Genomic DNA, 19,099 nt, shown 5'->3' on the forward strand with positions numbered 1-19,099 from the left:
ATGCAAAAGGATGACGTCGTCCTCGACGACACCGAACGCCAGCCGTGCGAAGTGTGGACGCGCGTGATGGGTTACCACCGCCCGGCCGCGTCGTTCAACACCGGCAAGAAAGGGGAGTACGAAGAACGCACCTACTTCCGCGAGGCCCAGGGTGGCACTGGCCGGTAGGCGACGCCTGCGCGTCGGCGGCGTCGTTCCATACTCGACCGTGGACTTTCCCGGTCGCGTGAGCACCGTCGTGTTCGTCCAGGGCTGCCCCTGGCGCTGCGGCTACTGCCACAACCCGCACCTGCAGCCGCGCTCGGGCCGCGACACGGGCTGGGCGTCGGTGCGCTCGCTGCTCGCGCGCCGCCGGGGGCTCGTCGATGCCGTCGTGTTCAGCGGCGGCGAGCCCACGTCCGATCCCGCGCTTGTCCCGGCGATCAAGGAAGTGCGCGAGCAGGGCTTCGCCGCGGGGCTGCATACGGCGGGGATCTACCCGCCGCGCCTGGAGCGCGCGCTGCGCGAAGTCGATTGGGTGGGCATCGACGTGAAGGCCCCGTTCGAACGCTACGCGGCGGTGACGGGCGTCGCCGGCAGTGGGGTGGCGGCTCGCAAGAGCCTGCAGGCCGTGCTCGATGCCGACTGCGCCTACGAAGTTCGCATGACGCTGCATCCGGCGCTGGCCACGGCCGGCGACGTGCGCGAGCTCGCGGGCTCGCTCGTGGCGATGGGCGTGCGTCATTTCGCGCTGCAGCGCTTTCGTTCGCGGGGCTGCGCGAATCCGGCGATGCGCACGGGCGCGCGCGCCTGGGAACCCGACGCGGCGCTGCTCGCCGAGCTCACGGCGGCGTTTCCCTCCTTCACGTATCGGGACGCGGCATGAACGCCGGGGCTTCGCTTCCCGACTGGTCGTTGCGCGGCCGGCGCCTGCGCCCGGTGGTGCAGGGCGGCATGGGTGTGGGCGTTTCGGCGCACCGCCTCGCGGGTCACGTCGCGCGGCATGGCGCGATGGGCACGATCTCGAGCGTGGATCTTCGCCAGCACCACCCCGACCTTCTCGCACAGAGTGACGGCGTGCGCGACAAGGCGACCCTCGATCGCCTGAACCTCGTCGCGCTCGATCGCGAAGTGCGCGACGCGCTGGTCCTGGCCGGTGGCAGCGGCGCCGTCGCGGTGAACGTGATGAAGGCCGTGAACGACCACGCCGCGCAGGTGCGGCAGGCCTGTGAATCGGGTGCGCACGCGATCGTGATGGGCGCGGGCCTGCCGCTCGATCTTCCCGAGCTCGCCGCGGGCTTTCCCGACGTGGCGCTCGTGCCGATCCTCTCGGAAGCGCGCGGCGTGTCGATCGTGCTTCGCAAATGGATGCGCAAGGGGCGCGTGCCCGATGCGATGGTGATCGAGCATCCGGCGTTCGCCGGCGGGCACCTCGGCGCGACGCGGCTTGCAGAGGTGCACGATCCGCGCTTCGATCCGGAGCGCGTGATCGAGGATGTGTTCGCCACCTTCCGCGCGCTCGACCTCGAACGCGAGCGCATTCCGCTCATCGTGGCCGGCGGCATCCACTCGCACGAGCAGGTTCGCGCGGCGCTGGCCCTCGGCGCTTCCGCGGTGCAGGTGGGCACCGCGTTCGCGGTGACCGAGGAGGGCGACGCGCATCCGGAGTTCAAGCGAGTGCTCGCCGAGGCGAAGCGCGAGGACCTGGTCACCTTCATGAGCGTCGCGGGGTTGCCCGCGCGCGCGGTGCTGACACCGTGGCTGCGCCGCTATCTCGGGCGCGAGACGGCGCTGCAGGCGAACGCGAAGGCCGATCCGCGCCGCTGCGTGCCGGGGCTGCAATGCCTTACGGCCTGCGGCTTGCGCGACGGCATCGCCGCGGCCGGGCAGTTCTGCATCGCGACCCGCCTGGGCCACGCGCTGCACGGCGACGTGAAGAAAGGCCTTTTCTTCCGGGGATCCGAGCCGTTGCCCTTCGGCAGCGCGATCCGGCCCGTCGCCGACCTGCTGCGCTACCTGCTGACCGGGATCGCGGCGGTTTAAGCCAGATCAAGGCGCGCGCGGGAGCCTCGGGCACGATACGGGGATGATTGCGTTCAAGCGCCTCCTCGAAGCGCCGCACCGGCTTTTCTTCTTCACCGGCGTCGTGCAGTTGTTGCTCGCGAGCGGTTGGTGGATCGCGACGCTCGCGCTGCGCGCGCGCGGCATCCCCGCGCCCGTGGGGGAGGGGCTGGATGCGCCGCACGTCCACGCGTTTCTGATGATCTACGCGTTCCTGCCGCTGTTCATCTTCGGGTTCCTCTTCACCGCAGGCCCGCGATGGCTCGACCTGCCTCCACCGGCGCCGCGCGACTACATCCCGCCCGGCGTTGCCGCGTGCGTGTCCGCGCTCCTGCTTCACGCCGCGATGTTCGCGGGTGCGACCGTGTTCGCCGCCGCCGTCCTGCTCTACCTCGGCGCGTGGGCGTGGATGCTCGCGCGCTTCGTGGGGATGATCCGCGCGAGCCGCACCCCCGACCGGCGCCACGCGATGCTCGCGGCCGGCGCACTCGCGCTCGGCGCCTGCGGCGTCGCGATGATGGCGGCCTGGGCCCTGACGGGCGATCACCACGTCGCGCTCGCGATGATCATGATCGGGCTGTGGGGTTTCCTCGTTCCGCTGTTCTGCATCGTCTGCCACCGCATGATTCCCTTCTTTACCGGGAGCGTGCTGCCGTTTATCGCACCGTGGCGCCCGATGTGGACGCTCGCGGCGCTCATCGGGGGCAGCCTCGCTCACGGTGCGATGGCGGTCACGCACCAGCTCGACGCCTGGACCTGGCTCGTCGACCTGCCCATGGGCGTGGGCGCGATTTCGCTCGCGGTGCGCTGGGGCATCGCGCAGAGCTTCGCCAACCGCCTGCTCGCCATGCTGCACGTGGGCTTCGCGTGGCTGGGTCTCGCGTACCTCGCCCACGCGGCGCAATCGCTGCTGCGCCTCTTCGGCATCGAGGCACTGGGGCTGGCGCCCGTGCACGCGGTGACGATGGGCTTCCTCGCGTCTACGACGGTCGGGATGGTGAGCCGCGTGAGCTGCGGCCACTCGGGCCGCACGCTCGCCGCCGACCGGCTCACATGGCTTGCGTTCTGGCTCCTGCAGTCCGCGGTGGTATTGCGCGTGGGGGCCGATATCTGGCGCGGCGCGTACGGCGGGCTGGTCCTGGGTGCTGCCGTGCTCTGGTTCACGTGCTTCGCGGCGTGGTCGTGGCGTTACCTGCCGGTCTACTGGAGGCCGCGCGCCGATGGACGCCCCGGTTAGCATCTGGCCGAGCCAGGTCGGCTGCGCCGGATGCGCGTTGCATCCGTTGTGCGAGGCCGCCGATCCCGTGCCGTACAGCCTTCCCGCCGTCGACACGCGCGGGCGACTCGAGCACGGCGAGGCGCTCTTCGAGGCCGGCTCGCCGCAAGGATCGATCTACGCCGTGCGGGCGGGCTTCCTCAAGGTCGTCACGCCCGTCGACGAGGCAGGTTCGCGCATTGTGCGGTTCCTGATGCCCGGCGATGCCTTCGGCCTCGAGGGCTTCGCCGCGCGCCGCCACGCGGGCGCGGCGGTGGCGCTCGAGGACAGCGAGGTCTGCGAGATCACGCTTCGGCGCGCGCAAGTGCTCGCTGATTCCTTCCCGCCCGTGGCCGCGCACTTGCGGCGGCTGCTCGCCGCCGAGATCGCGGACGCGCGCATGCACGCGGCGGTGCTCGCGCACCGCTCCGCGCCGCAGCGCCTTGCCGGGTTCCTCGTCGACGCGGCGCGGCGCTGGTCCGACCGCGGCTACTCGTGGCGCGAGTTCCGCCTGCCGATGGAGCGCCGCGAGATCGCCGACTACCTGGGCCTGACCGTCGAAACGGTGAGCCGCGTGCTTTCCGTCTTCCGCGAGCGCGGCTGGATCTCGGTGAAGGGCCGCCACGTCTCGATCCACGATCTCGAGGGCCTGGCGAGCTGCCCGCGCGCGCTCTAGAAAGCAGAAGGATCTGACCCCTCTACTTTCTGGAGCGCATCGCGAGCGACACGAGGGCGAGGGCCAGGGCGCACGCGATCATGGCGTGGAGCCAGCCCGCGGGCGCGGGGCGCGTGGCGCCGGCCTGCGCGAGGGCCAGGCCGAGCAGGAATTGCATCGCGGCGAGACTGGCGACGATGCGCGCGGCCACGCGGCTGCGCGGATCGCCGAGGTGCGGCCATGCGGCGAGCGCGGCGAAGGCGACGAATGCCACGCCCATCGCGAGGTGCAGCGGATCGAGCACGCGGTCGCCTCGCATCGCCAGCGCGCTCGTCACGGCTCCCAGCGCGGATTGGGCGACGAGCGCCGCGAGGGCCAGCCAGGCGTACGCGGCGGCGCGCGGCGGCCCGCGGAACGTGCGCGGGAGCGCGTCCTCGCGCAGCCACCAGAACGCGCAGGCGAGCACCATGCCGCCGAGCACGTTGGCGAGCGTGACCGCGGCCACGCGGTAGCCGGGCGTGTGGCGGCCGAGTGCCGCGAGCAGCCCGATGTCGGCGAGGATCAGCACCATCGCGACCACCCGGCCCGCCGGCCAGGGGCGCGTCGAGAACACGATCATCGCGGCGAGGACGGCGAGCACCGACACCACCATCGCGGACAGGCGATGGCCGAGCCGCGCGACCGTTTCCAGGACCTCCGGCAGCGTCGAGACCGGCTCGCCCGCCGGATCGAAGGAGGTGGAGAGCCTCAGCGCCACGCTCGCCGCGAGGATTGCGAGTGTCAGGGCCGCGCCCCATCCACCCACGCGGCCCAGCACGCGCGTCACGCGCGCCGCGCGCTGCTCTGGCGTTTCGGCGATCGCCGTCGCCGTGCTCATGCCGGCCGCCGCAAGGCACGCGCCACGACCACCACGAATGCGAGTCCGCCGGCGATCGCGACGAGGCCGCCCAGTCCCATGATGCCCATCCCGATGACTTCGGGCGTCGAGCGCAGCACCTGCTCGGCACCGGCCACCTTGCGCGCGACTCCGTAGCCGCCGGAGATCACGAGACCCGTGATGTGCAGGAGCTGCCCTGCACCGTAGAGCCACGGCTGCCAGGCCGCGAGCCGGGAGGAAGGCGCGGCGAACCCGAAGCGTGGCAACAACAAGTACGTGAGCCCCATCATCGCGAGCGTCACGCCGACGATGCACCCGTGGTAGTGCGCGGGCACGCGCACGTCGGGACCGGCGATCGAGAATCCCGCGAGGCCGCCCGCGGCGAAGAGCGCCATCGAGGCGCATAGCGCCGCGTGAAGCGGCCGTGTCCTCGCGTCGCGCGCGGGCAGGCGCAGCAGCCCCCACGCGACCGCCGCGGTGAGCGGCACGATCGCGAGCCCGCCGCCCCAGCGCATGAGCCAGGTCTGCAGGCGCATGAACTCGACCGAGGCGACCGGGTGCGAAAGGTAGATGAAGGGCGTGCCGAGCACCGCGCCCAGCGCGATCGCGAAGAGCACGGCGGCCACGCGCGGCGAGATCGGCAGGCGCGCGCCCAGGTGCGACGCGAGCCACAGCCACGCGACGAGCGTGAGGATCGTGTAGGTGAACTGCAGCACGTGTCCCGGGCCCCAGAATAGGAGCTCGTAGTAGGTGACGGCGTCGAGTGCGCGGTCGATCTGCGCGAAGGAAAGGGCGAACGCGTAGAGCGCGAGGCCGGCGGAGACGAGCGACGCGTTGAGCCCGATGCGCAGCGCCCCTTCGCCCGTGACGCGCGCGCCCACGGGAGTGAACACCACCATCGCCCGCGCGGCCGCAACCAGCACGCCGAGCGCGAAGAGCGCGAGCCCGGCGAGGAACACGGAGCCGTCGAGGACGGGAACGTAGTTGGCCATCACCGGCTGCGCGCGCTGCACGAAGGGCGCGAGCGTCATCGCCGCCGCACCCGTGGCGGCGAGCGCGAGGCCGGCGCGGCCCGCGGCGATCGCGCGCACGCCGCCGGCGAGGCTCCAGAGCATCGCGGCGAAGGCGAGGAACCACACGAGCACCGAGAGGTCCACGTGCGCGACGAGGGCTACCCGGAAGAAGTCCGCGCCCGGCAGCAGGTCCTTCAACCCGGGCGTGCGCAGCGCCACGATCAGCACCGAGAAGAGACCCGAGGCAGCCAGGGCGGTGATGCCGAGCAGCAGCCAGGAGATGGCCAGCGCGCGGCGCGCGTCGCGTGGCACGGCGAGGTCGTACGGGGACTCGGCCACGCGCTCGCCCGCGAACGCGGAAGGAGTGCCGGCGTGAAGGGCAAGCGGGTTCATTCAGTCACCTCTCGGGGTGGAAGCGGAAGCCGCCGGCCGCGGCGGCGAAATCGATCACGAGCACGTCGCCGGCGGCGAGCGCGCGCTGCTCGCGCGCTTCGTGGCGGAATGCGCCGCCGGGCGCGTCGGCGAGGCGCGCGCGAAATGCGTGCGGGCCCGCGGGCACTTCGATGCGGCGGTACACCGCCGAGGGCAGGTCGCGATTGATCCCGGTCGGTGGCGCGACCGCTTCGAAGAGCGGCTCGCCATCCATCTCGAGCACGACCCGGAGCGGCACGCGCGCGCGCGGGCAATCGAGCGGCGCGCGCATGTTGGGCGCGAGCTTCGCGAGCTCCTCGGCGCTGCGCGCGCGGCAGGCCGACTCGCGCTCGCCGGCGTGGCTGAGCGAAAGCTTCACCAGCGCGTGGCCGGGCTTCAGGGGCGTATACGCAGGCGCCTGCGACAGCCAACCGACGAGCGCCGCGAACGAAGCCCAGCACGCCACCTGCGCGAGGATCGCGCGCGCTTTCATGCGCGGCCTCCGAGGCGCACGACATCGGCGGCGTCACCGCGAAGGCGGGGCGCAAGGTGGAATGCGTCCGAAAAGCAATCGTCGGGCGACAGGCCGCGGCTTGCGAGCGCGGGTGCGACGGCCTCGACCATCTGCACGGACCCGCACGCATACACCTGATGGCGCGAGAGGTCCGGGTAGTCCGCAAGGATCGCTTCGTGCACGAGGCCGGTACGCCCGGTCCACGCGTCTTCGGCGCGGGACTCGGAGAGCACCGGGATGAAGGTGAAGTTCGGGTAGTCGCGCGCCCACTGCGAGGCGAGGTCCGCGGCATAGAGATCGGCGCGCGTGCGTGCGCCCCAGTAGAGGACCATCGGCCGCTTCGATCCGGCGGCAAAGGCGTGCTCGAGCATGCTCTTCACCGGCGCGAATCCCGTGGATCCCGCGACGAAGAGGATGGGCTTCGCGCTGTCCTCGCGTAGGTGGAACGCGCCCAGCGGGCCTTCGAACGCGATACGGTCGCCGGGCTTCATGCCTTCGAAGACGCGCGTGGAGAAGCGCCCACCCGGAACGCGGCGCACGTGCATTTCGATGGGACCCGTTTCGCGCGGCGCGGTGGCGAACGAGAACGCGCGCTTCGCGCCGTCCTCGAGCAGGATGTTCACGTACTGGCCGGCATGCCAGCGGGGCCGGCCGCCTTCATCGACCTCGAGCAGGATGCGCATCACGTCGGGCGCGAGCAGCTCGAGCGACACGACGCGCGCGCCATGGCGGCGCACCGGCGCGGGCGGGGCGCCGGGCACGGGCAGGTACTCGAGCTCGACGTCGCCCAGTGGGCGCGCGCAGCACATGAGAACTTCACCGGCGGCGCGCGCTTTCTCGTCGAGCGCGCCCTCCTGGTAGGCGCCGAGCGAGACTTCGCCGTCGAGCACGCGACCCTTGCACACGCCGCAGCCGCCGTTGCGGCAGTCGAAGGGCATCGGCAATCCCTCGCGCAGGCCCGCTTCCAGCAGTGTCTCGCCGGCGCGCGCGACCACGATGCGCTCGTCCGGATGCACCGAGAGCACGAACTGCGTGGCGCCGCGCGCGCGCCGCCCGATCCACGGCAGTGCGAGCATGAGCACCGTGGCGCCGATCACCAGTGCCCACGTTTCGCGCGGACCCCACGCGTAGACGAGCGGCAGCGCCGGCAGGTAGAACCAGTCCATCGCGATCGCGGAGGGGAGTGTCGCGAGCTCGGCGCGCGCCTGGCTCACCGCCGGCTCGACGAGCGAAAGCGCGAGGAGCGCGCCGAGCAGCGAGAGGGCGAGCGGCAGCGGGGGCTGCGTGCGCGCCTTGGCCACGCGCTGCGTGTGGATCCAGAGCGCCGCGAGCACGCCCAGCGGCAGGCCGATGTGCAGGAACGACAGCAGCGAGAAGAGCCGGTCGCTCACCGCGCCGTCGTGCAGGAAGTTGCGCGCGAGCTGGCCGTCGAAGAGCGGCAGCGTGTCGAGCCATTCGGTGCTCGCGGTGACCACGAACTGCGCGAGCCGGTCCCAGGGCAGCATGTAGCCATTGATGCCGGTGATGTAGACCAGCCAGAGCAGCACGACGCCGGTTACCCACGAGAACCAGCGGAAGCCGCGGTGGTGGCCGAACGAGAAGTGGCGCGCGAGGTGCAGGAGCATCGCGACCACCATGCCGTCGGAGGAGTAGCGGTGCAGCGAGCGCATCACGCCGCCGGCCCAGCGCTGCCCGACGGTGATCGCCTCGACGCTCGCGTACGCGTCCGTCACGCTGGTCTCGAAGAACGCGTACAGGTAGAGCCCGCTCACCGTCGCGATCCAGAACTGGAAGTAGGCGAGCGCGCCGAGGTGGTAGAAGGGATTGAGCCGGTCGCCGAAGGCGCGGTTGAGCAGTCCCTCGACGCGCAGGAAGGCGCGCTGCGCGGCCGATTGCGCGCCGCTCACCGCGCGAGGCGGGCGCGGCGCCGCTCGCGCAGGAGGAAGGCCGCGATGGCACCGAGGACCGAGATGCCCACGCCCAGCTCGATGAAGAGGCGAAAATCGAGCCGGTACTTGTCGGCGAGCGGATCGTAGATGGTGCAGATCAGGCGCGCACGCTCGAGCCACGTGAGGCTGCCGGGGGCGGCGGGGGGCGCGCCGAGGACGAGCTCCTTCAACGGCTGCACCAGCATCGGCAGCGCGAAGCTTTCGCCATTGACCTGGGCGTGCACGCGGCCCTGCGCGTCGAGCACGGTGACCTGCGTGAGGTGCTCGTAGCCGCCGGCGGAGGCCGAGTAGCTGAAACCGAAGTCGCGCGCGACGCGTTCCCTCGCGCCGGCATCGAGCACCACGAAGTGCCAGCGCGGGTCGTCCACGCCCTGCTGCCGGGCGAACACGCGCATCGACATGGGATTGTCCGCGGGCGGATCGAAGCCGATCGAGACCACTTCGAAGGTGCCCGCGCCCACCACGGTTCGCGCTTCGGCGACGGCCTTCGAGAGATACCTGGTGGTGGTGGGACAAACCTGCGAGCACGCGGTGTACACGAAGCTCACGACCAGCGGCTTGCCGCGGAAGGCGGCGAGTGAGGTGCGCCGGCCATCGGTGCCGGTGAGCCCGGCGTCGCCCGGTTGCGAGCCGATCGCCGCGCGGCTCGCCGCGAGCGCGCGGTCGACGTCGAGCGATGCGGCCGGCGTTGGGGCGGCGTGGAGCGCGAGGAGGGCGAGGAGGGCGAGTGAGCGTGTCACGACGCGCCCTCAGGCGAGGCGGTCGGCGATCGCGGCGGCGAGCAGGAGCGACAGCTGGACCAGGGAGGCGCGGAAGCTCGCGCGCGCGGTGGCTTTCGAGGGCTCGCGCGCGAGCCGCCACGCGGCACGCACGAACAGGACGCCACCGGCGATCGCACCGACGGCGTAGATCGCACCCATGCCGAGCGCGAGGGGAAGCAATGCGGAGAGGGCGAGCGCGACGGCGCCGGCGAAGACGGCGCGCGCGGCGCGCGCCTCGCCCGCCACCACGGGCAGCATCGGGATGCCGGCCGCGGCGTAGTCCTCGCGATGCACGATCGCGAGGCTCCAGAAATGCGGCGGCGTCCAGAGGAAGAGGATGAACGCGAAGGCGAGCGGCAGCGGTGCGTGCGCCGCCTCCGGCGAGATCGAGGCCGCGCCCGCGAGCACCGCGAAGCTTCCGGCGAGCCCGCCCACCACGATGTTGGCCCACGTCGCGCGCTTGAGCCACACCGTGTACACGATGGCGTAGGTGAACGCGCCCAGGAAGGTGTAGAGCGCTGCCTCGAAGCTCACGGTGGCGGCGGCCGCGGTCGCGCCCGCGGCCATCGCGATGATGATCGCGAGCCAGGTGGGGCCGCGTTGCAGGCGCCCGGTGGCGAAAGCGCGGCCGCGCGTGCGCGCCATGCGCCGGTCGAGGTCGGCTTCCACGTACTGGTTGAAGGCGCCGGCGGCGGCCGAGGCGAAGAGCACCGCGAGCGTCACGATCGCGACCGGCCACGCACCGGCCGTGCCCGGGGCCACCATCGAGCCCGCGAGCGCGGTCAGGGCGATCGCGAAGCCGATGCGCAGCTTGAAGAGGTCGAGGAAAAGGCGCATCGCGAATCCTCCGTCAACTGAGCGGCCACACCGTGGACAGGTACTTCCAGTTCACGAAGTAGTAGAGGACGAAGGACACGAGGAACACCATCGCGAGCGCGAACGTGCCCGGCGCGATCAGGCCCCAGGCGGCGGGCGTGCCGTGGCCCGTGGGAATCGCGGGTGCGGGTTCGGGCGGCGGCGCCATGCCGTCGCGCACCGCCACGCGCCGGGCGGCGGGAACGTCCAGGCGCTTGCCGAAGAAGATCGAGCCCACGGCGATGGCGATGTACATCCCTCCGCCCACGACCGCCGCGACGCCGGCTATCCCGGTCAGTCCCATCATCAGGAACGCCGCGCCCGGGAACTCGTGCGCGAGCGCGTTGCCCGCGAACGTGATGTCCCAGTGCCGGCGGGGAACGCCGAGCGTACCCGCGCCCATCATGAAGAGCGCGAAGACGCTCATGCCCAGGCCGAAGAGATACGGCTGCCACGCGGCCATCTTCGGGAACATGAGCTCGCGCCTGAAGAGCGTGGGGATGAGGAAGTAGGTGAGCGACATGAACGCGAGCGTGGTGCCGATCACGACCGTCGCGTGGAAGTGCCCGGGCACGTAGATCGTGTTGTGGATGAGCAGGTTCAACTGCTCGGTGCCCATCATCACGCCCGAGATGCCCCCGAGGAACCCGAAGCCGATGAGCGAGATGAACATGCCCGAGAAGATCGGGTTGCCCCACGGGGCCTTGCGCAGCCATTCGAACAGCCCGCGGGTGTAGCCCTTCTCGCGCTGCGCGACCTCGATCGCGCCGGGCACGGTGAGGCCATGGACCATCGAGGCGAGCACCGCGAGGTACATCGCATAGCTGGTGTTGAAGATCTTCCAGTTGGAGGTGAGGCCCGGGTCGGTGAGCAGGTGGTGCGCGCTCGCGAGCTGGAGGAAGAAGATGTAGAGGAGGAACGCGCCGCGCGAGACGCGCTCGGAAAGGGGCTTCGCGCCGAACACGATCGCCGCGATGGCATACCACACCGAGACGTGGGCGGAGACGTTGATCTGCTGCGAGGAGTGGCCGAACGCCCACCACACCGTCTTGTACATGAGCGAATCGATGTGGTCGACCAGGCCCACCGACCAGAGGAAGGTCGGGATGAGGATGATCGCGCCCGAGGCGATGGTGAAGATCGCGATGATGCATGCGGTCGTCGCGCCGAAGGTCACCAGCGGGATCGAACCGTTGTAGGTCTTCTCGGCCTTGCCTACGGCGAGCGTGCCGAGGAAGACGAAGCAGGCGAGCAGGGCCCCGACCGCGAAGATGATGAGCCCCAGGTAGAACGCCCAGTGCGCGCCCATCGGCACGTAGGACGTGAACATCACGCTCGAATCGCCCTTGAAGACGGCGACGTTGTTCATCACCGCGCCCACGATCATCATCCAGAACGCGGCCCAGGCGATGCGCGGTGTCGCGAGCCGGCACTTGAGCAGCGTGGAGGCCGCGAAGTAGAGCACCGCGATCTCGAAGAAGATGATCCAGAAGATCAGCATGTCGATCCCGTGCGCGGTGAGCACGAGGTAGAACCAGTCGGCGGGCAGCAGGTGCACCGCGGGCCAGCGCGTGAGCGTGACCAGGAGTGCGAGCACGCCGCCAAGCAGCAGGAACACCACGCCCGCCACGGCGTTCCACTTCATCAGTTTCTCGGCGGGCTCGTGGTAGACGAGGCCCGTGGACGGGCAGGTTCGGAAGTTGCGGTTCACGGCCATCTCGGTCTCCTCACTTCACCACGTAGAGGCGGCTCACCATCGTGTGGTGGTTGATGCCGCAGTACTCGTTGCAGACGATCGAGTATTTCCCCGGTGCGGTCGGTGTCACCGTGAGGATGTGCTCGTAGCCGGGGTGGACCTGGATGTTGATGTTCTCGGGCTGCAGCGAGAAGCCGTGAAGCCAGTCCATCGACATGAGGTGCAGGCGGTAGGTCTTGCCCGCCTCGAGCTCGAGCATCGGCCACCACTGCCACAGCCGCGCGATGAGGTAGACGTCGGAACCGGCGGGCGGATGCACGACCGGGATCTTGAGGTCGGTCTCCTCGCGCACCTTGTGCTTCGCGACCATCTCGTCGGTCTTCTTCTGGAAGGCCTCGGGCGTGGTGCGGTAGGCCTCGTTGGCGAGGTTCTGTTTTCCGTAGATGTGCCAGTACGGCATCATGAAGAACATCACCATGCACCACACGAAGGCGATCAGGATCCAGAGCCCTTCGGTGCGGTCGAGCGGCTGCTTCCACCACAATCGGTTGCGCGGGGGTTCGATGGCGCTCATCGGGGGCCTCTCGTCACTTCGCCACGGGGATGTTCACGATCTCCATCACGCCCCACACGATGTAGAGCACGGTGGGTAGCGCGACGCCCGCGAACAGGAGCAGGAAGGGGTTGTCGAGCAACTGCTGCATGGCGGGCACGGGCTCGTCTTCGGGGAGCTCGGGCGCGGTTCCGGTGTTTTCGCTCATCGCGATCTCCGTTGTCGTGAGTTCACGCCGCCGTACCAGCGGCAGCGAATCGTCCGGCGGCCAGCGGGGCGGCGCCTTGAACCAGTTCAAGGAACGCCCCTGCCGGCTGCGGGACGATTCGGCGTGCATTCGCCATCGCCCGATCCACTCGACCTTCGCGGGCTCGAACCCCCCGAACCCCTGCTGCGCGTGCTGTCCGCGCTCGCGCAAGCCGGGCCCGGGCCGCATCGCTTCCTGTTCGACCGTGCGCCGCTGCCGCTCTTGGCGATGCTCCGGCGCGATGGCTGGAGCCACGACCTGCACGGCGACGACCGGGGCTTCGAGCTCACCGTCTTTCGCTAAATCGCCAAACCTTGATGGAGTTCAAGGTCGGTGTGCATGCCGGCGCCGACACTCCGGAACACATACGACAAAGACTGCTCCCCAGGAGACCGAGGATGTCCACGCGCCACGCCACCCCGCTGCTTGCCACGCTTGCCTTCGCCGTGAGTTCCGCCTTCGCGCAAGGCAAGCACACCGAGACGCCACCCGCCCCCGAGCCCAAGCCCGTCGATCCGGCGGAGATCCGCTACCAGGCGGGATCGTCGCCGCTCAAGGACGCGCCCATGCACCAGGACGTGAATCCGAAGGCGCCGGCGATGTCGAAGACCGAGTTCGACCAGGCGCGGCAGATCTATTTCGAACGCTGCGCCGGCTGCCATGGCGTGCTGCGCAAGGGTGCGACCGGCAAGCCGCTCACGCCCGACCTCACGCTCGACAAGGGAACGGAGTACCTGAAGGTGTTCATCAAGTACGGCTCGCCCGCGGGCATGCCCAACTGGGGCACGTCGGGCGAGCTGACCGATCCGCAGGTCGACATGATGGCGCGCTACATCCAGCAGACGCCCCCGCAGCCGCCGGAATTCGGCCTGCCGGAGATGAAGGCCACGTGGCGCGTGGTCGTGCCCGTGGACAAGCGCCCCAAGAAGAAGATGAACAACTACAACCTCGAGAACATCTTCTCGACCACGCTGCGCGACGCGGGCGAGGTGGCGCTGATCGACGGCGACACCAAGAAGATCATCTCCATCATCAAGACCGGCTACGCGGTGCACATCTCACGCGTGTCGGCTTCGGGCCGCTACCTGTTCGTGATCGGTCGCGACGCCAAGATCAACATGATCGACCTGTGGATGGAGAAGCCCGACAACGTGGCCGAGATCAAGGTCGGCCTGGAAGCGCGCAGCGTCGATACGTCGAAATACAAGGGTTACGAGGACAAGTACGCCATCGCCGGCTCCTACTGGCCGCCGCAATTCGTGATCATGAAGGGCGACACGCTCGAGCCCCTCAAGGTGGTCGGCACGCGCGGCATGACGGTCGATACGCAGGAATACCACCCCGAGCCGCGTGTGGCCGCCATCGCCGCCTCGCACTACAAGCCCGAGTTCGTGGTGAACGTGAAGGAGACCGGCAAGATCCTCATGGTCAACTACACCGACATCGACAACCTCAACATCACCGAGATTCCCGCCGCGCGCTTCCTGCACGACGGCGGCTGGGACGCGAGCAAGCGCTACGTCCTGATGGCCGCGAACCAGTCGAACAAGATCGCGATCGTCGACGCGAAGACCAGCAAGCTCGTTTCGCTCGTGGACGTGGACAAGATTCCACACCCGGGGCGGGGTGCGAACTTCGTGCACCCGAAGTGCGGTCCGGTGTGGGCCACGGGCCACCTGGGCAGCGAGAAGATCAGCTTCATCGGTACCGATCCGGAGAAGCACAAGGCCTACGCCTGGAAGGTCTGCGAGCAGGTCGACGGGCAGGGCGGGGGCAACCTCTTCATCAAGACGCACCCGAAGAGCAACAACCTGTGGGTCGACACGCCGCTGCATCCGGACCCGAAGGTGAGCAAGTCGGTGGCCGTCTTCGACGTGAGGAACCTCAAGGCGGGCTTCAAGGTGCTGCCGATCACCGAGTGGGCCGGCATCCCGGCCGATGCCGCGGGGCGCGTCGTGCAGCCCGAGTACAACAAGGCGGGCGACGAGGTGTGGTTCGCGGTGTGGAGTGCCAAGAACCAGCAGAGCGCGCTCGTGATCGTGGACGACAAGACGCTCAAGCTGAAGGCCGTGATCAAGGACCCGAAGCTGATCACGCCGACGGGCCACTTCAACATCTACAACACGCAACATGACGTCTACTAGCTGCGGCGCGGGCCGCAGCGGCCGCTTCGTGCTCGAGGGCGTCCTGGAGGATCTCGACCAGGCGCACCAGCGGATCGTGCGCAACTGCGGCCTCGTCACCCATCTTGCCGACAAGGTCGCGAAGGAAGGCGTGACGCCCGAGGCACGCGAATACGCGGGCACGGCGCTGCGCTTCTTCGAGAGCGCCGCCGATCATCACGACCGCGACGAGGAGCAGGGTCTGTTTCCGGTGCTCGCCGGGCTCGCGCGCGGCGAGGACGCGGATCGGTTCGGCGATTTCGAACGTCGGATCGCCGGGCAGCGCCCCGTCCTCGAGGCGGCCTGGCAACGCGTGCGCTCGATGCTGCACGGCGTGGCGGCGGGAGGGTTTCCCGGACCGGATTTTTCCGCAGCCGCGCGCGCTCTCGCCGAGGCGTACTCCCAGCGCATCCGGATCGAGGAGTCCGAGGCTTTCCCGGTCGCGCGCCTCGTCCTGGACGCCGCGGCGGCCGGCGAGATCCATCGCGACATGGCGTACCGCCGCGCTCCCCTTTCACCGCAGAGGACCTGACCATGCAACAAGCCAAGCACTATCTCGTTTCGATAGCCGCGGTCGCGGCGGCCCTCGTGTGCGCGCCCGCCGGCGCCGACGAGAAACTCGCGAAGGACAAGGGCTGCACTGCCTGCCACGCGGTGGGCAAGAAGCTCGTGGGCCCGGACTACGCCGAGGTCGCGAAGAAGTACAAGGCCGACAAGGACGCGAATGCCAAGCTCGTGGCGAGCATCCTGAAGGGCAGCACCGGCAAATGGGGGCAGATCCCGATGCCGGCCAACACGAAGGTGTCGGAAGACGAGGCGAAGAAGCTCGCCGGGTGGGTCCTTACGCGCTGACCTGCGCGCCGAAGGCCTGCAGGCGCGCGGGGTCGAGGATCTCGAGCGTGCGGCCCTCGATGCGCAGGAGGGATTCGTCCTGCAGCTCGTGGAGGATGCGCGAGAAGTATTCGGGCGTGAGGTTGAGGCGCGAGGCGACGAGGGATTTCTGGGCGGGAAGCGTGACGCGCCCGCCGCCTTCGTCCTCGAGGCTCACCAGGTAGCCGATCACGCGCTGGGTCGCGGAGTGCAGCGTGAGCGACTCGACGTCCTTCACCAGCATGTGCAGGCGCCAGGAAAGCCCGGCGAGCATGCGCCGCGCGAGGCGCGGGTCGCGTTCGAGCTCGGCGTCGAGGACGGACTTGTCCACGTGCAGCAGCAGCGAGTCGACCAGGGCCGTGGCCGAAACGACGTAGGGGCGGTCGGTGAACATCAGCGCTTCGCCGAAGGTCATGCCCGGCCCGATGATCTCGACCACTTTCTCGGCGCCGGCCGCGGTGCCCACCGAGAGCTTCACCTGACCGAACACCACGATGTGGAAGCCCACGCACGGATCGCCGCGCTGGAAGAGCAGGCGGCCGCGTTCGACGCGGATCTCCGTCGTGCCCGCGACGATGCGCTCGAGGTTGTCCGGGGGGACGTCCTTGAAGAGCGGGGCGTGCGCGAGCAGGTCGATCGTGCGGCCCGGGCGGCGCGACGGAAATTGAACTGGTATATGCATCGGCCCATTGTCGGTGCCGGCGCGCCGGGGGATTTGAGCCGGATCAACTGTCGGCGCCGGGCGGGCCCCAGGATGGGAGCGTGTACTTACCATTCCTGGTCTTTGCCCTGATTCCCGGGGCTACAAGCACGCCGGCGGCACCGGTTCCCATGGACAAGATCCTCGTGACCTCGGTGGCGAGCCGCGTGGCCGAGGCCATCGAGGCCACGCCCGCGACGGTGAGCGTGATCGAGCGCGAGGAGCTCGACCGCACGCTTTCGCATGACCTGCGCGACGCGCTTCGCTACGAGCCCGGCGTGTCGATCGAGAATTCGGCCACGCGCTTCGGCCTGGGCAACATCGCGATCCGCGGCCTGGATGGAAACCGCGTGTTGATGATGCAGGACGGCATCCGCATGCCCGACCACTTCCGGATCGGGAGCTTCTCGAACGCCAATCGCAATCCGCTCGACCTGGGGCTCGTCTCGCGCATCGAGATCCTTCGCGGGCCAGGTTCCGCGCTCTACGGTTCGGATGCGCTCGCGGGCGTGGTGTCGATCAGCACGATCGATCCGCGCGACGTGCTCGCTCGCGGCGCGACCGCGGCGGGCGCGATCGACGCGGGCTACGCGCAAGCCGATCGCTCGTGGTCGGAGCTCGGTGCGGGCGCTTTTCGCTTCGGGGGTGTGGAGGCGCTGGTTGCCGCGAGCCGCGCCGAGGGCCACGAGCGCGAGAACCAGGGAAGCTCCGACACCGTGGGGGCGACGCGCACCACGCCCAATCCGCAGGACACGAGCTCGACCGCGATGCTCGCGAAGGTGGTCGTGCCCCTCGATAGCGGGCGCTGGCGCTTCACCTTCGATCGCTACGAGCGCGATGTCGCGACCGACGTGCGGTCGCTCAACCCGCAATCCGTGAAGACCGTGACCCTCGTTGCGGACGATCGCGCCGAGCGCAGCCGCTTCAGCATCGACGGCGACGCCGCGGGTCCGGGCTTCGTCGATCGCCTCTCGTGGCTCGCGTACCGCCAGGAAGCGAAGACCACGCAGGACACTTTCGAGGAGCGCGCCAACACCACGGCGCAGTGCCTCTCGGCCAACGGCACCGTGCGCTGCCGGCGCGAGGCGCGCTTCACCTTCGGCCAGGAGGAAACAGGCTTCACGCTGATCGGCGAGAGCCTCGCCGGACGCCACAAGCTCGTCTACGGCGTCGAAGGCGCGCGCCTCGACACCGAAGAGAAGCGCGACGGCCGGCAGGTGAATCTCAACACCGGTTCCATCACCAACGTCGTCGGCACCGACATCTTCCCGACGCGCGACTTTCCCAACACGCAGGTGGAGCGCGTGGGCGCGTTCGTGCAGGACGAGATCACGCTCGATCCCGTGCGGCTCATTCCCGCGCTGCGCTACGACCGCTACGAAACGAAGCCCGAGCCCGACGACCTCTACACCGCGTCCAATCCCGGGCGGCAAGTAGTCTCGCTCTCGGACGATGCGTGGTCGCCCAAGCTCGGCGCGCTCTGGTCACTCACGCCGCGCACGACCCTTTCCCTGCAACTCGCCGCGGGCTTTCGCGCGCCGCCCTATGCGGACGCGAACGTGGGGCTTTCGAACCTGCCGCTCGGTTACGCGGTGATCGCCAATCCGGACCTGGAGCCCGAGCGAAGCCGCGGGATCGAGTTCGGCGTGCGCGGCCGGCATGAAGCGCTGGACTATTCGCTCACGGCGTACCGCACCGACTACCACGATCTCATCATCACGCGCGCGCCGCTGCCGTGCCCGGGTGACCCGCGCTGCGTGCCGGGCGCGCCGATCACCTTCCAGTCGCAGAACGTCACGAAGGCGCGCATCGAAGGCCTCGAAGCGCGCGCCGAGGCGCGGCTGGCACCCGGCTGGACCGCGCGCGCGGGTGCAGCGTGGAGCCGCGGCGACGATCTTTCGAAGGGCGTGCCGCTCAACGCGGTCGAGCCCGCGAAGATGGTGGCCGGCCTTGCCTGGGAGCTGCCGACGGGAAAATGGGGCGGCGAACTCGTCGTCACCCACGCTGCCGAAAAGAGTCGCATCGACGCTTCCGCTGGGGTGCTCGTGCCGTCGCCGTCGTACACCATCGCCGACCTCACCGGATTCGTGCGGCTGGGCGGGCAGGTGACCGTGCACGCGGGCATCTTCAACCTCTTCGACCGCAAGTACTGGTGGTGGTCCGACATGAAGTCCGTGACCAATCCCGGCGCGAGCTTCGACCGCTACACGCAGCCCGGCCGCAACGCGAGCGTGTTGGTGAAATGGCGGTTCTAGCCGAGCCCGAGGTCGAGGTCACGCGCATCGCCGTCTGGGAATGCGTGGGCTGCGGACGCATCGATCATCCGCGGCCGTGCGTCGGGATCTGCCGCGATCGCAAGGCCGAGTACGTTCCCGCCGAAGAGCATGATGCGGCTATCGCCGCGGCGCGGGGCGAGGCGGCGGCGCTGCGCGAAGTCGTGGAGCGCATCGCGCTCACGACGCCGCGTGCCGGCGGGTGGGAAGCCACCTACATCGCACTGCAGGCGCGGGCGCGCGAACTTCTGGCAAGGATCGGTTAGGA

General features: G+C 69.7%; 21 protein-coding genes. 11 read left to right on the forward strand and 10 right to left on the reverse strand.

Annotated elements, in window-relative coordinates; translation table 11 throughout:
• Genes nrdD through DSM104440_RS05340 form a run of 5 tightly spaced genes read left to right on the forward strand, consistent with a single transcriptional unit; the run spans window position 1 to window position 3,971 of the window.
• Window positions 1-168, forward strand: coding sequence for an anaerobic ribonucleoside-triphosphate reductase (gene nrdD / locus DSM104440_RS05320; RefSeq protein ID WP_171161025.1), 168 nt, complete (start codon window positions 1-3; stop codon window positions 166-168).
• 40 nt (window positions 169-208) lie between these two features.
• Complete coding sequence (locus DSM104440_RS05325; protein ID WP_212758215.1) at window positions 209-865, forward strand: anaerobic ribonucleoside-triphosphate reductase activating protein; 657 nt, start codon at window positions 209-211, stop codon at window positions 863-865.
• Window positions 862-2,022: an NAD(P)H-dependent flavin oxidoreductase gene (locus tag DSM104440_RS05330; RefSeq protein ID WP_171161026.1), complete on the forward strand. Its 1,161-nt coding sequence runs from the start codon at window positions 862-864 to the stop codon at window positions 2,020-2,022. The genes DSM104440_RS05325 and DSM104440_RS05330 overlap by 4 nt, the downstream gene beginning before the upstream one ends.
• A 43-nt stretch (window positions 2,023-2,065) precedes the next feature.
• The gene (locus DSM104440_RS05335; RefSeq protein ID WP_171161027.1) at window positions 2,066-3,277 is read left to right on the forward strand and encodes an NnrS family protein; all 1,212 of its coding nucleotides are present in this window, start codon (window positions 2,066-2,068) and stop codon (window positions 3,275-3,277) included.
• Window positions 3,261-3,971, forward strand: coding sequence for a helix-turn-helix domain-containing protein (locus DSM104440_RS05340; protein ID WP_171161028.1), 711 nt, complete (start codon window positions 3,261-3,263; stop codon window positions 3,969-3,971). The genes DSM104440_RS05335 and DSM104440_RS05340 overlap by 17 nt, the downstream gene beginning before the upstream one ends.
• A 22-nt stretch (window positions 3,972-3,993) precedes the next feature.
• Here DSM104440_RS05340 and DSM104440_RS05345 read toward each other — a convergent pair whose 3' ends face one another.
• The 9 genes from DSM104440_RS05345 to DSM104440_RS05385 are packed head-to-tail and all read right to left on the reverse strand — an operon-like array spanning window position 3,994 to window position 12,787.
• Window positions 3,994-4,827, reverse strand: a complete 834-nt coding sequence (locus DSM104440_RS05345; protein ID WP_171161029.1) for a hypothetical protein — start codon at window positions 4,825-4,827, stop codon at window positions 3,994-3,996.
• Window positions 4,824-6,233: a cbb3-type cytochrome c oxidase subunit I gene (locus DSM104440_RS05350; RefSeq protein WP_171161030.1), complete on the reverse strand. Its 1,410-nt coding sequence runs from the start codon at window positions 6,231-6,233 to the stop codon at window positions 4,824-4,826. Before DSM104440_RS05350 ends, DSM104440_RS05345 begins: the two co-directional genes overlap by 4 nt.
• Before the next feature lie 4 nt (window positions 6,234-6,237).
• Window positions 6,238-6,744: a hypothetical protein gene (locus DSM104440_RS05355; RefSeq protein WP_171161031.1), complete on the reverse strand. Its 507-nt coding sequence runs from the start codon at window positions 6,742-6,744 to the stop codon at window positions 6,238-6,240.
• Window positions 6,741-8,672: a cytochrome b N-terminal domain-containing protein gene (locus tag DSM104440_RS05360; RefSeq protein ID WP_171161032.1), complete on the reverse strand. Its 1,932-nt coding sequence runs from the start codon at window positions 8,670-8,672 to the stop codon at window positions 6,741-6,743. The genes DSM104440_RS05355 and DSM104440_RS05360 overlap by 4 nt, the downstream gene beginning before the upstream one ends.
• Window positions 8,669-9,454: an SCO family protein gene (locus tag DSM104440_RS05365; RefSeq protein ID WP_171161033.1), complete on the reverse strand. Its 786-nt coding sequence runs from the start codon at window positions 9,452-9,454 to the stop codon at window positions 8,669-8,671. The genes DSM104440_RS05360 and DSM104440_RS05365 overlap by 4 nt, the downstream gene beginning before the upstream one ends.
• A gap of 9 nt (window positions 9,455-9,463) precedes the next feature.
• A complete protein-coding gene (cyoE, locus tag DSM104440_RS05370) occupies window positions 9,464-10,312 on the reverse strand; it encodes a heme o synthase (RefSeq protein WP_171161034.1) in 849 nt (282 codons plus the stop codon).
• Between the two features lie 13 nt (window positions 10,313-10,325).
• Entirely contained in the window at window positions 10,326-12,047 is a 1,722-nt protein-coding gene (locus tag DSM104440_RS05375; protein ID WP_171161035.1) for a cbb3-type cytochrome c oxidase subunit I, read from the reverse strand.
• A gap of 10 nt (window positions 12,048-12,057) precedes the next feature.
• Complete coding sequence (locus DSM104440_RS05380) at window positions 12,058-12,600, reverse strand: cupredoxin domain-containing protein (RefSeq protein WP_171161036.1); 543 nt, start codon at window positions 12,598-12,600, stop codon at window positions 12,058-12,060.
• A 13-nt stretch (window positions 12,601-12,613) separates the two neighbouring features.
• Window positions 12,614-12,787, reverse strand: a complete 174-nt coding sequence (locus DSM104440_RS05385; RefSeq protein WP_171159547.1) for a hypothetical protein — start codon at window positions 12,785-12,787, stop codon at window positions 12,614-12,616.
• Between the two features lie 123 nt (window positions 12,788-12,910).
• On the opposite strand from DSM104440_RS05385, the gene DSM104440_RS05390 reads away from it, so the two are divergent.
• The 4 genes from DSM104440_RS05390 (at window position 12,911) to DSM104440_RS05405 (ending at window position 15,840) form a co-directional block, all read left to right on the forward strand.
• Window positions 12,911-13,129 (forward strand): DUF2249 domain-containing protein, encoded by a 219-nt coding sequence (locus DSM104440_RS05390; RefSeq protein WP_171161037.1) that lies wholly within the window; start codon window positions 12,911-12,913, stop codon window positions 13,127-13,129.
• Between the two features lie 95 nt (window positions 13,130-13,224).
• Window positions 13,225-14,970, forward strand: a complete 1,746-nt coding sequence (locus DSM104440_RS05395) for a nitrite reductase (protein ID WP_171161038.1) — start codon at window positions 13,225-13,227, stop codon at window positions 14,968-14,970.
• Window positions 14,957-15,520 carry a hemerythrin domain-containing protein gene (locus DSM104440_RS05400; RefSeq protein WP_171161039.1) on the forward strand — a complete coding sequence of 188 codons (564 nt, stop codon included), beginning with the start codon at window positions 14,957-14,959 and terminating at the stop codon, window positions 15,518-15,520. The genes DSM104440_RS05395 and DSM104440_RS05400 overlap by 14 nt, the downstream gene beginning before the upstream one ends.
• A 2-nt stretch (window positions 15,521-15,522) precedes the next feature.
• Window positions 15,523-15,840 (forward strand): c-type cytochrome, encoded by a 318-nt coding sequence (locus DSM104440_RS05405; RefSeq protein ID WP_171161040.1) that lies wholly within the window; start codon window positions 15,523-15,525, stop codon window positions 15,838-15,840.
• On the opposite strand, the gene DSM104440_RS05410 is transcribed toward DSM104440_RS05405, so the two are convergent.
• Window positions 15,830-16,540, reverse strand: a complete 711-nt coding sequence (locus DSM104440_RS05410) for a Crp/Fnr family transcriptional regulator (RefSeq protein ID WP_171161041.1) — start codon at window positions 16,538-16,540, stop codon at window positions 15,830-15,832. The genes DSM104440_RS05405 and DSM104440_RS05410 overlap by 11 nt on opposite strands.
• 80 nt (window positions 16,541-16,620) lie before the next feature.
• Between DSM104440_RS05410 and DSM104440_RS05415 the strand changes: the two genes are divergently transcribed.
• On the forward strand, window positions 16,621-18,813 hold the full coding sequence (locus tag DSM104440_RS05415; RefSeq protein WP_171161042.1) for a TonB-dependent hemoglobin/transferrin/lactoferrin family receptor: 2,193 nt from the start codon (window positions 16,621-16,623) through the stop codon (window positions 18,811-18,813).
• Window positions 18,801-19,097, forward strand: a complete 297-nt coding sequence (locus tag DSM104440_RS05420) for a hypothetical protein (RefSeq protein ID WP_171161043.1) — start codon at window positions 18,801-18,803, stop codon at window positions 19,095-19,097. Before DSM104440_RS05415 ends, DSM104440_RS05420 begins: the two co-directional genes overlap by 13 nt.
• The last annotated feature ends 2 nt before the right edge of the window (window positions 19,098-19,099 follow it).

Origin of the sequence: Usitatibacter palustris, from assembly GCF_013003985.1 — a bacterium.
GTDB classification, from domain to species: Bacteria; Pseudomonadota; Gammaproteobacteria; order Burkholderiales; family Usitatibacteraceae; genus Usitatibacter; species Usitatibacter palustris.

Bases quoted from the DNA above. Each gene is read 5' to 3' on its own strand.
- nrdD (WP_171161025.1), top strand. From the start codon at position 1: ATGCAAAAGGATGACGTCGTCCTCGACGACACCGAACGCCAGCCGTGC.
- DSM104440_RS05330 (WP_171161026.1), top strand. From the start codon at position 862: ATGAACGCCGGGGCTTCGCTTCCCGACTGGTCGTTGCGCGGCCGGCGC.
- DSM104440_RS05335 (WP_171161027.1), top strand. From the start codon at position 2,066: ATGATTGCGTTCAAGCGCCTCCTCGAAGCGCCGCACCGGCTTTTCTTC.
- DSM104440_RS05340 (WP_171161028.1), top strand. From the start codon at position 3,261: ATGGACGCCCCGGTTAGCATCTGGCCGAGCCAGGTCGGCTGCGCCGGA.
- DSM104440_RS05345 (WP_171161029.1), bottom strand. From the start codon at position 4,827: ATGAGCACGGCGACGGCGATCGCCGAAACGCCAGAGCAGCGCGCGGCG.
- DSM104440_RS05350 (WP_171161030.1), bottom strand. From the start codon at position 6,233: ATGAACCCGCTTGCCCTTCACGCCGGCACTCCTTCCGCGTTCGCGGGC.
- DSM104440_RS05355 (WP_171161031.1), bottom strand. From the start codon at position 6,744: ATGAAAGCGCGCGCGATCCTCGCGCAGGTGGCGTGCTGGGCTTCGTTC.
- cyoE (WP_171161034.1), bottom strand. From the start codon at position 10,312: ATGCGCCTTTTCCTCGACCTCTTCAAGCTGCGCATCGGCTTCGCGATC.
- DSM104440_RS05375 (WP_171161035.1), bottom strand. From the start codon at position 12,047: ATGGCCGTGAACCGCAACTTCCGAACCTGCCCGTCCACGGGCCTCGTC.
- DSM104440_RS05380 (WP_171161036.1), bottom strand. From the start codon at position 12,600: ATGAGCGCCATCGAACCCCCGCGCAACCGATTGTGGTGGAAGCAGCCG.
- DSM104440_RS05385 (WP_171159547.1), bottom strand. From the start codon at position 12,787: ATGAGCGAAAACACCGGAACCGCGCCCGAGCTCCCCGAAGACGAGCCC.
- DSM104440_RS05395 (WP_171161038.1), top strand. From the start codon at position 13,225: ATGTCCACGCGCCACGCCACCCCGCTGCTTGCCACGCTTGCCTTCGCC.
- DSM104440_RS05400 (WP_171161039.1), top strand. From the start codon at position 14,957: ATGACGTCTACTAGCTGCGGCGCGGGCCGCAGCGGCCGCTTCGTGCTC.
- DSM104440_RS05405 (WP_171161040.1), top strand. From the start codon at position 15,523: ATGCAACAAGCCAAGCACTATCTCGTTTCGATAGCCGCGGTCGCGGCG.
- DSM104440_RS05410 (WP_171161041.1), bottom strand. From the start codon at position 16,540: ATGCATATACCAGTTCAATTTCCGTCGCGCCGCCCGGGCCGCACGATC.
- DSM104440_RS05420 (WP_171161043.1), top strand. From the start codon at position 18,801: ATGGCGGTTCTAGCCGAGCCCGAGGTCGAGGTCACGCGCATCGCCGTC.